Origin of the sequence: Roseovarius conchicola (assembly GCF_041403425.1) — a bacterium.
Classification (GTDB): Bacteria; Pseudomonadota; Alphaproteobacteria; order Rhodobacterales; family Rhodobacteraceae; genus Roseovarius; species Roseovarius conchicola.
Genome location: NZ_JBGEHK010000003.1, coordinates 1 through 14,016, shown reverse-complemented (window position 1 = coordinate 14,016; position 14,016 = coordinate 1). Strand labels below are relative to the sequence as shown.

Here is a 14,016-nt window from a genome sequence, read left to right as displayed (position 1 = left end):
GAGCTTTGCTTAGTTGCGATGAAACCCAATGCGGTCTGTGATATGCTCGGGTCATTATCAGCCGCGGAGCTGGACATGAAACCATTTGAACGTCTTTTGGATTTGATCACGCGCGATCCCGTTGATCTTCTGGCCTATTTCCTGCCGGGGGCGGCGGCATTGCTGTTGGTTCTGGAAAAAACAGATTGGCTGAACGCTTCGGTCCCGACCGGCTGGGCCAGTCAACCGCTCTGGCTCATCGGGTTCGTGGTGGTGTCATGGGTGATTGGCATTCTTTTTGCTTACGCCTCTCACCTGTTGAATGTTCCTTACGACTATCTGGCCAACCGACGGCGCGAGGTGGTTGGCGATCCCAAACGCGATCGCGCGCGCGCGTTGGCCGGGGCGGCGTTGGGCAAGGGCGATAGTGCGTATCACTTCGCCAAAACGGCGCTCGGCACATCTAAACACAAGGAGTTACTTGGGGATGCGGACAAGCTGGAAGCAGTTTCCAAGTTTTTCAGGACGGTTTGCTTCGCCTCCCTGATGTTCGCTTTCTGGGCCGCGATCAGCGGGATGGGCTGGGGCATAGTGGCCGTCGCTTTGGTCGTCGCTGGCCTGTCCTGGCGCATCTTCTATGATCAGCGTTGGGCCGCCTCGCAGACGTTGTATCAGGGCTACATCACCTTGAAGGATCAGGACTGAGGCACCCGCCCGGCCACTGTGCCCGGTGTTGTAACCCTGCCGCATTCCGGGCCTTGGGGCTGACTTAAGCCCAAAGCGGTGGTTTTGCGACCATCAGCCAGAAGATCACCATCAGCGCGGCAAAGGCAGGCCAGCCAAGGGCAAACCAGATGCGATAGGCGCGACGGGCCTCGGGAGGCAGGGAGGCACCTGCGGCATTGGCCTCGCGGGCCAGATCGCGGATGCGGATTTGCAGATGCACCACCGGGGCCCAGCAAAAAAACGCCAGCACGTAGAGCGCATAGGTTAAAACCAACCACGGTGCGTCCAGCGGATAGCCCAGATACCAGACCAGCCACAGGCCGGTCGCGGGCTGGATCACCCCCGCTGGCGTGGTAAAGAGCCAGTCGGCCCAAACCACGCCCGAGGCCACGCCTGCGATCTGGTGCGGATCGCCCCGGCGCATCACCCAGACCATCTGAAAGGCCGTGCCGATCCCGGTGCCGAACAAGACGGTGCTGGACAGGATATGCACCCATTTCATGACCAGGTACGGGTCGATCACCTCTCGTCCTCCAACACGATCCACAGCAGGATCAGCACAAGAATGGGCAGGTTCTTCAATAACCCGCCCAAAGGCAGGAGCCAAAGGGCTGGAGCCAGCAGAGTAAACCCGATCGTATATCCGCCAACCACAGCCAGTTGCGTCGCGCCCGTCAGAAAAGGCCGCCAATTGCGCGCCAGGGCCAAGGCGATGGCAAGATCGATCATTCCAAAGCCCCGTGCCAACACGATCAGAGCCACATCTGGCAGGCCGGACTGCGCCATCAATGGCAAGAAGCTTTCTGGCGGCAAAAACAGGCCCAATAGCCCCGAGGCCAGCCAAAGCATCATCAAGGTCAGGCGCAGAAGCGGGCGCAACAGAAACAAGCGGGCATGCCACAGATCCTGCGTGCCTGCCGGACGTGCCGCCAGAAACTGGGTCACTCCGCGCGGTGTGACTGCAAGGTGGTTGCTTAAGGGTCGCTCATCCGCCTCGACCCCGTGGGCCAGCTGTGCCACCGATGTGCGTGAAATTGGACCCATCCGAAAGGCATCCCCCAGCGCGCCCAGCAGATTGGCCAGCTTTGTTCCAAGTGGCAACAAGCGCGCGGGCCGCAACCCCAGCCAATTGCGCAGGCCCGTCAGCAGCCCGGCCTGTGTGATCCGTTCGGGCCCGCCAATCTCCCAATGTCCCGGGCCGGGCGGGGTGATCAGGCATGTGGCCACGACCCGGGCCAGATCGTCGGCATGGATCGGGTTGAACACCTGATCACCGCCTCCAACCACCGGCGTCACGCCGGGTAAGGCCGCAAGAGCCCGGGCCAATGAGGTGCCGCCATAAGAGGTCTCGCCCATCACCAGACCCGGTCGCAATAGGGTCAGCCCGGCCTTGGCGGCGGCCTCTTCTCCGGCGCGGCGCCAGCGGGCGAAGGGGGTATCGGCTTCAATCCCTACGGCCGAGATCAACAGCCCTCCCGCGCCGGGCTCCAGCGCCGCATAGGCCGCAGTCGGGGCATCGACATGCACAGCTTTGAAGGCCGCATCCGATCCGGTCAGCAGGCCCGCAGCGTTGACGATCATACGCCCACCGGCAAGGGCTGTGCGCCAGAATTCAGGCGTATGGGTGGCTGGGTCGCCGAGGTCAGCGCGAAACGTGGCAAAGCCCATCTGTTCCAGTCTTGCAGTGCGGCGCGCAGAGGCCAGAACATCCCATCCCTCGGCGCGCAGATGAAAGGCGATGTGGCGTCCGATGAAGCCGTCGGCCCCGAGGATCAGAACCGATCGCCCGCCGCCTGTCATCCCAAGACCCGTCCGGCCACCGCATCCAGCTTGGCCACCAACGCTGCATCCCGGGCCTCGGGGGCCGTCAGGATCGCGTAGTCCAGTGCGCGATCGCACCCATGCGGGCAGGGGGTACGCTCGGTGCCCAACAGGTCAGGCAGCTGTGACACCATATTGCGGGCCTTGTCGGCGTTGCCGGTCAGGGTTTCGATGATGGCGGTGATGTCGACTTCGCCATGATCGGGGTGCCAGCTGTCGTAATCGGTGATCATCGCGACGGAGGCATAGCAAAGCTCGGCCTCGCGGGCCAGTTTGGCCTCGGGCAGGTTGGTCATGCCGATCACATCGCAGTTCCAGACCTCGCGGTACATCTTGCTTTCGGCCAACGTGGAAAACTGCGGACCTTCCATTGCCAGATAGGTGCCGCCCTTGTGTACTTTGATCCCCGCTGCGCGTGCGGCTGTCTCACAGGTGTCCGACAGGCGCGGGCAGGTGGGATGAGCCAGGCTGACATGGCCCACGCAACCGATGCCGAAAAAGGATTTCTCGCGCGCGAATGTGCGGTCAATGAACTGATCTACAATCACAAAATCACCCGGCGCCATGTTTTCGCGAAACGACCCGCAGGCCGAGACGCTGATCACATCCGTCACGCCAAGACGTTTGAGGGCATCGATATTGGCGCGATAAGGCACCGTCGTGGGCGAATGCACATGTCCGCGCCCGTGCCGGGGCAGAAACGCCATATCCACGCCGTTCAGCGTCCCGGTCAGAACCTGATCCGAGGGCGTGCCCCACGGGCTGCCCACGCTTTGCCACGTTGCGTCTTCCAGACCGTCAATCTGGTAGAGGCCCGAACCGCCGATCACACCGATCCTTGTTTTGGTCATATCGCCCTCGTTTTTGCCCGATATGTGAGGTTTACGCCGCCATTCCGCGAATGAAAAGCGATGTGGGCAAACAGGCTATGGCCTTCTTAGAACACAGGCGTTAGAGGGCGGGTCTGCGCAGGAACAGGACATCACATGAACCGAGCATTAATGGGCCGCTTCGCCAAGCGGCTGGGTCAGGCCGATTTGAACATCATGCAGGACGAACACCTGACGTTCGGCCGTTTGCGGATCGAAATCCTTGCGGGGCTGACCGTGGCGTTGGCCTTGGTGCCCGAGGCGGTGGCCTTTGCCTTTGTCGCCGGGGTGAACCCGCTGGTCGGGCTTTACGCGGCTTTCCTCGTGGGGTTGATCACGGCGCTGTTTGGTGGGCGTCCGGGCATGATTTCCGGCGCGACAGGCGCTTTGGCCGTGGTGATGGTGTCACTGGTGGCCCAGCACGGCGTTGAGTACCTGTTCGCGACCGTTGTTTTGATGGGCATCCTGCAGATCATTGCAGGCGCGATGCATTGGGGCAAATTCATCCGTCTGGTGCCCCATCCGGTGATGCTGGGCTTTGTGAACGGTCTGGCGATCGTGATTTTCCTCGCTCAGATGGGGCAGTTCAAAGTGCCCGGCACCATGGTCAATACCGGCCACGGGATGAGCGGCGGTGAGTGGTTGCCTGCGGGTGAAATGACATTGATGCTGGGCCTTGTGGCGCTGACCATGGGGATCATTTGGATCATGCCGCGGATCACCAAGATCGTGCCTGCGCCTCTGGCGGGGATCGCCGTCGTCGCCGGCTTGGCCATTGCATTGGGCCTGGACGTGCCGAGTGTCGGTGATCTGGCCTCGATCCAGGGCGGGCTTCCCAGCTTTCATATTCCTGTGGTCCCGTTGAATTTGGAAACGCTTGAGATCATCCTGCCCTATGCCGTTATTCTGGCCGCGATTGGCCTGATTGAAAGCCTGCTGACCCTGAACCTCGTGGGCGAGATGACGGGTAATCGCGGTGGGGCCTCGCAGGAATGCATCGCGCAAGGTTCGTCCAACATTGTGACCGGTTTCTTTGGCGGCATGGGCGGCTGTGCGATGATCGGGCAGTCGATGATCAACGTGAAATCCGGCGCGCGCACGCGAATTGCGGGCATCGCGGCGGCGTTGTTTTTACTCAGTTTCATCCTCTTCGCCGCGCCCTTGATCGAACAGATCCCGCTGGCCTCGCTGGTGGGTGTGATGTTCATGGTGGTGATCGGGACATTCGCGTGGAACTCGCTGACCATCCTGCGCAAAGTGCCGTTGACCGATGCGCTGGTGATCGTTCTGGTGACAGTGGTCACGGTGAAATACGACCTTGCCATCGCGGTGGTCGTCGGGGTGATCGTCTCGGCGCTGGCCTATGCGTGGAACAACGCGACACGTATCCACGCGATTGAACGCCCCTCCGAGACCGAGGCCGGGGCCAAGGTGTACGAGATCAAAGGCCCGTTGTTTTTCGGGTCGGCCGAAGGGTTCTCCGAGCTCTTCCATATCGAAGATGATCCGGACACGGTAATCGTCGACTTCGCCGACAGCCGGGTAGTGGATCAATCCGCCCTGCAGGCTATCGAGCGGATCGCGGGCAAGTACGAGGCGGCGGGCAAGCGCATCATGCTGCGCCACCTCAGCCGCGATTGCCACAAGCTGTTGACCAAGGCAGGCCACCTGATGGTCGATAGCGACGATGATCCCGATTACGAAATCGCGGTGGATTATGGCGTGAAAACGGGGATTTTGGGCGGGCACTGACGGCTGGCTGCGCACGCGGCAAAGGGCAGGTTTGAGCCTAGACAGACTAATCCATCTCGCTGAATTTGAAGGCCTCACACGTTACGGATCAATTACTGATATCAACTTCGTTACACCCTCAGCCGATGTTGGTCTTCTATACAAGTAGCTTTCGAGCATGCCATCGCTGCTAAATGTCATTTTAAAAGTTTCAAGAACAAAGCCGCTTTCATCCACTTTCTGACCGGTCAGAACGCCGTCTACAAACTCGGAACGGTATTTGCGCTTGTACACATTACCATTTGGGTGAATGAAATCGTAATTGCAATCACCTATAACTCTGAAGCAATTATGGGGCTCATATATGAGTTTCAGGCCAGAAGGGTAGACAGCTTCTTTTGCTAGCCCCTGACCGTCAAAAACCAATGTTAGGCTCACACGCTCGTCGTCGTTTGCTTCCAACACTTCTATTACTATACGCTGGTCATTGTTCACCGTGATACGACGCTTTTGTATTCCTCTAACGCCTTCATAGATAAGAACGGTGCCAACTGGAAGATTTTCGCGCGGAAGTCGGATTACGGTCTCGGCAAAAGCTGAACTCGCGAAAAAAATCGACAATATAATTGCCCCAAAACGCATCGCTAAACCTCAATGTAAAAATGATCGAAATTTATCGTCCCTGCTCCGAACTAATAGTTCAAGCTGTAATACATGGTAAAATCGACTTTGGTGTGTTTAGTAGAATGTCAGCCATGTCCGCGAAGCAGACCAAGTCACCTTGTTTAGGCACGGATAGTCAGGCTTTGAAAACGGGCCTATTCGCCCGGTCGCTCCATCGAAAACACCTCGCGGATGACCGAGTAATCCATGTAGCCCAACCGCGTCAGCGGGTTGAAGCGGGTGACGTCAAATCGACCGTCCACAACGCAGTCTTCGCGCATATGCACGCCCGTCACCTCGCCAAACACCACGAAATTGGCCGCACCGGGCAGTTGCACGATCTGTGTCAGCTTGCATTCCAGCGACGCAGGGGCAACGGCCACACGGGCGCAGTCTATCGTCTCGCAGGCGGCTTTTCCCAGACCGGCATCGGCGAACTCATCCACCCCAGCCTCCCACGGCCCCGAGGTCTGGTTCATCGCGTCTTTCATGGCCTCTTCTACGATGTTGACGCAAAACACGCCCGTTTCGCGGATATGGGCCACGCTGTCTTTGGTGCCATCGCGATCCGGCTTTACGCCGGTTGAGGCAAACATCACCTGTGGCGGCACATAGGCCACGGCGTTGAAAAACGAATAGGGGGCAAGGTTGTCCTGCCCGTCCGCACCGCGCGTTGAAATCCAGCCGATGGGGCGCGGCGTGACGATGGCGTTGAACGGGTTATGCGGCATTCCGTGGCCGTTTCTGGGTTCGTAGAACATGCGCTTGCCCTTGCGTAAGTGGTTTGTGCAACGCTTACGCCCGTGCTAGGCGCAGTTCCAGCCAAATTCGTGACGGAACGCTTAAGGTGTTGGAACTCAAGCCCGAAACAGCCGATGACTGGTGGGAGGTCGAGGCGCTTTATGACCTGTGCTTTGCACCGGGGCGTGAGGCGCTGTCGTCTTACCGGCTGCGCGATGATGTGCCACCCGTGGAAGGGCTCAGCATGGTGGCGCGCGACGCCGATAGCATTCTGGCGGGTGCGATCCGCTATTGGCCTGTACGGATTGGCGAAAACCGTGCGCTGTTGCTGGGCCCCATCGCCGTGCACCCGACCCATCAGGGCGAAGGGCTGGGCGGTTCGCTGATCCTGGAAAGCCTTGATCGCGCAGCTGAGAGCGGGTGGGAACGGGTGATGCTGGTCGGCGATGCGCCCTATTATAGCCGGTTTGGCTTTGCCCGGCTGGACGGTGTTCAGATGCCCCCGCCGACCAATCCTGAACGTATTCTGGGCCGTGATCTGGTCCCCGGCGCATGGGATGCCGTCAGGGGCCTTGTCGCGCGCGACGCTTGAATTCAACGCGCGCAGCCCCGATCTTGAGGGAAAGGTGCAATGACGGGAGGCCTTATGGAATTGTTGGATCACGCCATCGCGGATGACAATGTCGACACGCGGCTGGATGCGCTGGTGCGCCGTCATGCGCAGGCCGGAAACGCCGGTATCCAACTGCTGAACATGATTGGCGGGCAGGCCGAAAACCTTCTGGATCGCCTGCCGGGCGAGATGCGTGCGCGGCTGGGGGATGGCACCGAACAGGCGCTGCGGATGGCGATGAGCGCGGCGAACCGATCCCGTGATGTTGTGGGTGGCCAACCCGGTTGGCTGTCGCGCGCGGTGACCACGGCGATGGGGGCGGCGGGTGGCTTTGGCGGTGTGCCCTCGGCGATGGCCGAACTGCCCGTGACCACAACGATCCTGCTGCGGGCCATTCAGGATGTGGCGGTGGAACACGGGTTTGACCCGTCTGAGGAAGGTGTTCAGTTCGACTGTATTCAGGTCTTTGCCGCCGCTGGACCGCTGGATCATGACGACGGGTCCGACATGGCCTTTCTCGGCACGCGGGTGACCGTGACTGGGGCTGCCTTACAGGGTTTGATTGCCCGGGTTGCGCCGCGTCTTGCCACGGTGATGGGTCAGAAACTGGCCGCGCAAACCGTGCCGGTTCTGGGTGCGGCTGCCGGGGCGGCCACCAATTATGCCTATACAAGCTATTACCAGCAGATGGCCCACGTCCATTTCGGCCTGCGTCGTCTGGCGATTGACGCCGGGCGCGATCATGAGGATCTGGTGGAAGAGTTCCGCCAACGCGCCGCCGTCCCGATCAAACGGGCCGGGTAAGCGCGAGCGGATGTGAAACGCCGCGCTTCCGTGGCTCAATGATCGTCCTTGGCCGAAAAACTGCCGTTCGACATTCGTAATCCCTACTTGGGGATGCAAATAGGTATTTGCGTGCCGGGCATTTTCCCGTCGTGAAACTGTCTTTCAGGTAGTTGAAACACTGATCACGTGTATTAAATCCCTGACACCCACCAAGCTTCATATCGTTGACGTTCAGCGTGTAGGGACCAATCAGGCTCTGCCCTGCCGAGAACTTCTTCCCAATACGGAAGGTCGTCCGCATAGGAATCTGCATGAAACCTAAATCCGATCCACCTTAGCGAAGCTGCAAACCCGTCAGAGAAGTTGGGACCACTTCATCGTCGAGGGATCCCGGCTTACACCGCTCTGGCTTTCAAGTGTTTTAAGCGCTTTGTTGAAACCCTTCGTCCGGACTCGAAGCACTTCGCCGGCCGGCAAATGGCTTATGCTGTGTGCCTGCTGAGCTGATCCATTGCGCCGGTGCCGAGTTTTTCCATCTCTGCGCGCAGCGTCTTTTCGGCATCTCGCATCAGAGCGTCACGATGCGCGCCCATCAACTCGTCTTCTTTTCGAGACGATGGCATCAACGCGCCGATCAGAGCACCGACACCAAGCGCCAAGGCACCGACGGCAAGAGGCTGCTCATGCGCGAAGGTCTTGGTTTTGCGGGCCATGCGGGCGGCTTGTGCTTCCACCTTCTCTTGAGCCTCTATGGCAGCTTCGCGCGCTTTCATCACGCGATTGCGCGAGGCATCGGGCAGTTTGTCGAGCCCGTGATCAAGGGCGGCACGCAGGCGTGAGGCTTTGGGTTCGGGATCAATCATTCCGGTCATCTCCTCTTTCATTTCGGCGTCAGCTTTTGCAACGCGTTGGTCAAAACCGGTCAGGGCGTCATTGGGAGCGACCGAGTTCGTCCGTCTGACGGCCTTTTCGTCGCGCGTGCCTGCGCCGGTCAGCAGTAGGCCCAGCCCCGCACCGACGAGGGCGAAAGCGGCGGGGTTGTCGCGCGCGGCGCGCCACGCCTGGGTTCCCAGTTCACCACCATAGGCCTGAGCGGTCGAGCCGATTTGCTGCGCGATGTGATCGGGCGCGACGGTTGCGGTCAAGGCATCGAGCGAGCGGCTTAGGGCGGCCCGATCCTGTTCAACCTGTGCTTCCAATGTGTCCAGATCAGCCATGGGTCGTCTCCTTGATGCTTTCGATATCGCGTTTCAGATTGCGGGTCGCATTGGACGGGGCGATGGCGTCTGCTGACAAACGTTGCTTGCCAACCAGGGCGAGGATGCAAGCGAGGGCGAGCAATCCGCCACCAACGATCAATGCGGCCATGCCGACAGATAGTCCGGTTTCGGCGATGTAGGCGACCAATGCCGACGCCAGAACATTCAGCGCAACAAGAGCCAACAGGGCAGCGACACCGAAGAAAACAAGCCCGGTGCCGGCCCGCGAAAGATTGCGGGACATCTCGGCCCGCGCCAATTTCAGTTCATTCTGCACCAGCGTGAAAAACTGACGCAAGGTCGTGGTGAGAAGCTGCGGTGCTTCGCGAATGTCGGGGTTATCCATGTTGCCGACCTCCATTGATGTCAGCCAGAACCGCATGCGATTGGGGGCTGCCCCACGGATCGTCATGATCGAAAGAGGTAGAGGGGTGCGGATCACGTGCCTTGAGAAAGCGCGTGGCGGCAAAGCCAAGGGCCGCGGCCCCGCCAATGAAAAGCAGCGGGTTGCGGCGGGCAAAATCGCTGGTCTGAGCGACAAGGCTGTTGATATCCGTTGTCCGCAATTGGGTGGCCACGCCTTCGATCTGATCGGCGATGCGGTGGGCCGCCTGTGCCTGAAGGCTGTGACTGTCAAACTGACCGGCGGCCACCTCAGCGGCATCTGCGGCAGATTGAACCTCGTCAGCAGCGGTGTGACGCACGGCGTCGGCCTTGGCACCGACCTCGGCCGCAACACGGTCCTTCGCGGCGCTGCTGATATCTCTGATCTGGCTTTTAGCATCCTGCGCCAGGGTCGTCTTGTCCGACATGTCGGCATCCTCCGTGTTCAATGCGTGTTGTGTCCCTAACGCGCAGCCACATGATCGGTTCCACACCCTCTGCATGCTGTGCGTGGGAACAACCCCTACGCTTCGTGCGTTGGGAGAGTGATTAATCGTAGGAGAGAACCATGTCCCGTGGGCGCGGCGCGCATTCACCGTTCAAAATTCCACCACGTGGATGGTTGGATGTTGGCTGGCGCATCTGGACCCGTTTGGGCAAGCATCGGCTGGGCCTGATCGCGGCGGGGGTGGCGTTTTACGGGCTGTTGTCACTGTTCCCGGCCATTACGGCAACGGTTGCGATTATGGGTCTGATGTTTGATGCCTCGCTTTTGCTGGATCGGTCGCAGTTCCTGCTCGATGTGCTGCCCACAGAGGCCGCTGATATGATCGCAGCCCAGATTGCACAGGTGGCAGGGGCGCGGCCTGACTCGCTGGGTTGGACTGCCATCCTGGCGACAGGGCTGGCGCTCTGGTCCGCTTCAAAGGGGATGGGCAGCGTCATTCAGGGGCTGAACATCATCAATAATGAATCAGAAGAGCGTCATGTTGTTCTGTTGAAGGCCGTGACGCTTGCCCTGACGCTGTCCTTGATTGTCGTGCTGGCCCTTGCGGTTCTTGTCGTGGCGGCGATCCCGGCCGCCCTTGTTTTCATCGGCGTCAATCAGAATCTGGCCGATCTTGCCTTGACCCTGCGTTGGCCTGCCATGTTCGGCATCGGCGTTTTTGCCATTGCGGCGCTCTATCGCTATGGCCCGAGTCGCCGGCCCGCAAAGTGGCGCTGGTTGTCGCCCGGGGCGTTGCTGGCCTGCGCGCTCTGGGTGGCGGGCAGCTTTGGCTTCAGCCTCTATGTCGAGTCCTTCGGAGCCTACAACGAAACCTTCGGCGCGCTTGCCGGTGTGGTTATTCTGCTGACATGGCTTTGGCTCTCGGCCTTTGTGGTCTTGCTGGGCGCGCAACTGGATGCCGAAGTAGAGGCACAGACCGCGCGGGATACGACCATAGGGCCAAGCCAGCCCATGGGACAGCGCGGCGCGTTCAAGGCGGATCACCTGGGTGAGCGGTTTCGGGAAAGTCCCCGGACCTGAGGAACCATCCGGGTGACCATGCGTTCAACCTACAGAGACGCTAAAAGTCGCTTTTCAACGCACGACGTGGCCGACGCATACGTGCCAGTTCGGCGCGAGATCGGAGGCTGGCAGGTTCGCCAGATCCGGCGCGGCGACACAGATCACAATATGGGAGCCATCCAATGCCATCAGACTTCTTGAAATCGGTCAACACGCGCGTGCGGGTCGAACGACTGGAAACGCTGGCCGGCGCGCTCGACAGCCGTTTTCGGATTTTTGGCATATCCCTTGGCTGGGACTCGCTTCTAGGCCTGATCCCCGGAGTTGGCGCAGCGGCGACCGCGATTCCGGGGGCGTTGATGATCGCCGAAGGAGCCCGGATGGGCGCCCGCAAACGCGTATTGGCGCGCATGGGAGTGATCACGGGTGTCGATATGTTGATGGGCGCGATTCCGATTGTCGGCGATGCCTTTGACATTTTCTTCAAGTCACACCAACGTAATGTTGCCTTGCTGAAGGTCGAGATAATGCGGCGGGAGATCGAGGAAGACGTGCGACAGGATGATCCCGGGAATGCCTGCCCACTACCGGCCCAAATGCTCTGAACGACAGCAGACTGGTTCGTTAGCGGCGATCGATGTCAGGATTCTTGACTGATCCCCGCCTCAAACCGGGACCGCTCATTCTCGGTTTTCAGACCGTGATCTGCATGCTCCTGCAAGGCGGTGCGCAGCGCGTCAATTGCGTCAGCGTCATCTGCGAAGTCACGGCTGGCAAGAGCATCGAGGGCATTGGACACGGCAATCAGCACTTCAACGAAAGCGGCGCCATCACGCGAAATGTCGCGAAACGCGGTTTCGATCAGTGTGCTGTTGGCGATGGATTTCACAAAGACCCGATCATAAAGCGGCCCGTCTTCATCGGCCTCTACGGACAACCCATCCCATAACAAGCGTTCAAGACGACCGACAACCTCAACCGCTGTTCCCGGATCGTTGATGCCCGGAGACAGCGCCTTGGAGGCCGTTTCCCGCATGGCTTGAATGGCATAGCGCGGATCCTGTTCGGGGCTCCTGTTGGCGGCGATGACAAAGCACTTGGCGATGTTCTGTGCATCTGCGTCACCCGTCACGTAAGCCATCGCCTGACCACGCAGGATCAGGTCGCCGGGCATGATCTGAACAAAGACCTGCCCACCGGTTTCAGCGGTGCAATCCTGCAGGTTCTGCATTTCAAGCCGTTGCAGAAACCCGGAGGTCGGTGCCGTGATAACGTTGGACGTGCCGGGGATATCGTCTTTCTGCAATGCCTTGCCGCCCAGATTGGGCCATCTTTTCAAACTGTGCAGTGTGTCCTTGGCGGTTCGCTCGGCGCGTTCAAGGGCGTAATCCATGCTGCCGATGCGCGACAGTTGGTGAATCCAGCGCACCAGCGAGACAATGATCGCAATCACCACCAGCACCGTGGCGGCAAACACAATCACCGATGCGCTGTCGCTATAGTAGCCGGCACGAAACAAGATGATGGAGGACAAGGCGAAAGCAAAGGCGCCCAGAAATGTCGCGAGCATGGTCTGGGTCGATGTATCTTCCATCAAGAGCCGGTGAATACGCGGTGTTGTCTGCTCGGCCATGGTGCGATGAGACGACACCATCACACCCAGGGAAAACGTGGCAACGGCCAGCATGCTGTTGGCCAGGATCGTGAGGATCGGCAAGGTCGCCGCGGCTGTGAAACGGTCCTTTGGCCCTTGGGGGATCAAGGGATCGAGTAATTCAGCGGCTAAGGCCGCGAAGACCGAAAGTGCCAGAATGAGTGCCACCCGCACCCAAAGGACACGGCTGACGCGCCTGAGTTGCTGCAGGCGCTGCAAAATGTTCGCTTGGGGCAAATCCCGCCTTTCGGTATCTGACATGTCTCTCGATTAAGGGACATAGTTTGCCCTGCTGTCTAGCCGCTTTCTGAAACGGCCGCGGGTGCAATATTCTCGCCGTCATCATCCACGGCACCGCCGGCGAATGACATTGCGAAAACGACCACCAGAACCGCGACGCCCGCGAAGCCCAGAAGCACTGGCAGATGGCGCCGTTTTTGCTTTTCGATATTCGTGTCAGGAGCTGTCATGTCTGCACCTCTCTCAAAGTCTTTTCAATTTCTGCGAAGCGAAAGAAGGGCCGCAGCATCAACCGCGACCCCATCGACTGTGTGGCAACAATCGCGAGGTCAGCCCCGTCCACGAAGGGCCAAGCCTATCAGGACGCCGATGCCGACTGCACCTGCCACGGCGATCCCAGGGTTTTCCCGCACGAATTTCGAACTCTGGTCGCTCACCTTGCGCAGCTCGTCTGCGGTCTGGGACGCCACTTGCTCCAACGCGTCCTGGGTTTGCGCGACGCCCTCCTCTACCTGCGCTTTCACGCGCTCGGCAATCGCGTCTTTGGTCGTGTCCGGCTTCGAACGGGGCTTCTCTGTTGTTGTCGTACTGGCCATTTGAATGTCCTCCTTCGCAGGTGAAACGTTGACGGGGCGACGCAATACCAAAGGCTCGCGCCGCCACTCGATGATGTCAGCTTCGCATCGCGCGCATGATCAGCGACCCGACGAACAGCACCAGGAAAATCACAAACAGAATTTGTGCGATCCCAGCGGATGCTCCGGCAATGCCGCCAAAGCCCAAGACACCAGCGATCAGCGCAACGATGAAGAATGTAACAGCCCAACCAAGCATGGGACTTACCTCCTGTTTTCTTACAATTTGGCGTGCAGAGCATCTCTGCTGCCTTCTGATGACAAAACGCGACAGGCCCATCGTGTCTGACGTCAGCGTCGATGGGACAGTTTAGGGCGATTTGATAAGGGAGGGTTTCTGGCCCATCGTAACCACCAAGGAGTGGAGATGAGACAGAAACCCGGAACACGTAAGAGCCACGGCGA

General features: G+C 59.6%; 18 protein-coding genes. 6 read left to right on the top strand and 12 right to left on the bottom strand.

Annotated features, from left to right (window positions below; translation table 11 throughout):
* Positions 1–75 precede the first annotated feature (75 nt).
* Positions 76–684: a hypothetical protein gene (locus V6N02_RS09375; RefSeq protein ID WP_371225309.1), complete on the top strand. Its 609-nt coding sequence runs from the start codon at positions 76–78 to the stop codon at positions 682–684.
* 64 nt (positions 685–748) lie between these two features.
* On the opposite strand, the gene V6N02_RS09370 is transcribed toward V6N02_RS09375, so the two are convergent.
* From V6N02_RS09370 to V6N02_RS09360, 3 genes are read right to left on the bottom strand one after another with little or no spacing between them, the layout of a single operon-like run.
* The gene (locus V6N02_RS09370) at positions 749–1,228 is read right to left on the bottom strand and encodes a DUF2269 family protein (RefSeq protein WP_371225307.1); all 480 of its coding nucleotides are present in this window, start codon (positions 1,226–1,228) and stop codon (positions 749–751) included.
* On the bottom strand, positions 1,225–2,505 hold the full coding sequence (locus V6N02_RS09365; protein ID WP_371225305.1) for a DoxX-like family protein: 1,281 nt from the start codon (positions 2,503–2,505) through the stop codon (positions 1,225–1,227). The genes V6N02_RS09370 and V6N02_RS09365 overlap by 4 nt, the downstream gene beginning before the upstream one ends.
* Positions 2,502–3,377 (bottom strand): S-methyl-5'-thioadenosine phosphorylase, encoded by an 876-nt coding sequence (locus tag V6N02_RS09360; protein ID WP_371225303.1) that lies wholly within the window; start codon positions 3,375–3,377, stop codon positions 2,502–2,504. Before V6N02_RS09360 ends, V6N02_RS09365 begins: the two co-directional genes overlap by 4 nt.
* A gap of 135 nt (positions 3,378–3,512) precedes the next feature.
* Here V6N02_RS09360 and V6N02_RS09355 point away from each other — a divergent pair, with 135 nt between their 5' ends.
* Positions 3,513–5,147 (top strand): SulP family inorganic anion transporter, encoded by a 1,635-nt coding sequence (locus tag V6N02_RS09355; protein WP_371225301.1) that lies wholly within the window; start codon positions 3,513–3,515, stop codon positions 5,145–5,147.
* Positions 5,148–5,228: 81 nt separating this feature from the next.
* On the opposite strand, the gene V6N02_RS09350 is transcribed toward V6N02_RS09355, so the two are convergent.
* Positions 5,229–5,768: a hypothetical protein gene (locus V6N02_RS09350; RefSeq protein WP_371225299.1), complete on the bottom strand. Its 540-nt coding sequence runs from the start codon at positions 5,766–5,768 to the stop codon at positions 5,229–5,231.
* A gap of 176 nt (positions 5,769–5,944) precedes the next feature.
* Positions 5,945–6,550 (bottom strand): flavin reductase family protein, encoded by a 606-nt coding sequence (locus V6N02_RS09345; RefSeq protein WP_371225297.1) that lies wholly within the window; start codon positions 6,548–6,550, stop codon positions 5,945–5,947.
* A gap of 86 nt (positions 6,551–6,636) precedes the next feature.
* On the opposite strand from V6N02_RS09345, the gene V6N02_RS09340 reads away from it, so the two are divergent.
* Together V6N02_RS09340 and V6N02_RS09335 are read left to right on the top strand one after the other, a co-directional pair.
* Positions 6,637–7,122 (top strand): GNAT family N-acetyltransferase, encoded by a 486-nt coding sequence (locus V6N02_RS09340; RefSeq protein ID WP_371225295.1) that lies wholly within the window; start codon positions 6,637–6,639, stop codon positions 7,120–7,122.
* Between the two features lie 39 nt (positions 7,123–7,161).
* Complete coding sequence (locus V6N02_RS09335) at positions 7,162–7,947, top strand: EcsC family protein (RefSeq protein WP_371225293.1); 786 nt, start codon at positions 7,162–7,164, stop codon at positions 7,945–7,947.
* 464 nt (positions 7,948–8,411) lie between these two features.
* Here V6N02_RS09335 and V6N02_RS09330 read toward each other — a convergent pair whose 3' ends face one another.
* From V6N02_RS09330 to V6N02_RS09320, 3 genes are read right to left on the bottom strand one after another with little or no spacing between them, the layout of a single operon-like run.
* Positions 8,412–9,146 (bottom strand): DUF3618 domain-containing protein, encoded by a 735-nt coding sequence (locus V6N02_RS09330; RefSeq protein ID WP_371225291.1) that lies wholly within the window; start codon positions 9,144–9,146, stop codon positions 8,412–8,414.
* Positions 9,139–9,534, bottom strand: coding sequence for a phage holin family protein (locus tag V6N02_RS09325; protein ID WP_371225290.1), 396 nt, complete (start codon positions 9,532–9,534; stop codon positions 9,139–9,141). The genes V6N02_RS09330 and V6N02_RS09325 overlap by 8 nt, the downstream gene beginning before the upstream one ends.
* Complete coding sequence (locus V6N02_RS09320) at positions 9,527–10,000, bottom strand: hypothetical protein (RefSeq protein ID WP_371225288.1); 474 nt, start codon at positions 9,998–10,000, stop codon at positions 9,527–9,529. The genes V6N02_RS09325 and V6N02_RS09320 overlap by 8 nt, the downstream gene beginning before the upstream one ends.
* Positions 10,001–10,140: 140 nt before the next feature.
* Here V6N02_RS09320 and V6N02_RS09315 point away from each other — a divergent pair, with 140 nt between their 5' ends.
* Both V6N02_RS09315 and V6N02_RS09310 read left to right on the top strand, forming a co-directional pair.
* Complete coding sequence (locus tag V6N02_RS09315) at positions 10,141–11,100, top strand: YihY/virulence factor BrkB family protein (protein ID WP_371225286.1); 960 nt, start codon at positions 10,141–10,143, stop codon at positions 11,098–11,100.
* Between the two features lie 164 nt (positions 11,101–11,264).
* Positions 11,265–11,687: a DUF4112 domain-containing protein gene (locus V6N02_RS09310; RefSeq protein ID WP_371225285.1), complete on the top strand. Its 423-nt coding sequence runs from the start codon at positions 11,265–11,267 to the stop codon at positions 11,685–11,687.
* Between the two features lie 35 nt (positions 11,688–11,722).
* Here the strand turns inward: V6N02_RS09310 and V6N02_RS09305 are convergent, their stop codons facing one another.
* The 4 genes from V6N02_RS09305 to V6N02_RS09290 form a co-directional block, all read right to left on the bottom strand.
* A complete protein-coding gene (locus V6N02_RS09305; RefSeq protein ID WP_371225283.1) occupies positions 11,723–12,997 on the bottom strand; it encodes a DUF2254 domain-containing protein in 1,275 nt (424 codons plus the stop codon).
* A 35-nt stretch (positions 12,998–13,032) separates the two neighbouring features.
* Positions 13,033–13,206: a hypothetical protein gene (locus V6N02_RS09300; protein WP_371225282.1), complete on the bottom strand. Its 174-nt coding sequence runs from the start codon at positions 13,204–13,206 to the stop codon at positions 13,033–13,035.
* A gap of 99 nt (positions 13,207–13,305) precedes the next feature.
* A complete protein-coding gene (locus V6N02_RS09295) occupies positions 13,306–13,572 on the bottom strand; it encodes a hypothetical protein (RefSeq protein ID WP_371225281.1) in 267 nt (88 codons plus the stop codon).
* Between the two features lie 76 nt (positions 13,573–13,648).
* Entirely contained in the window at positions 13,649–13,810 is a 162-nt protein-coding gene (locus V6N02_RS09290; RefSeq protein ID WP_371225280.1) for a DUF1328 domain-containing protein, read from the bottom strand.
* Positions 13,811–14,016 lie beyond the last annotated feature (206 nt).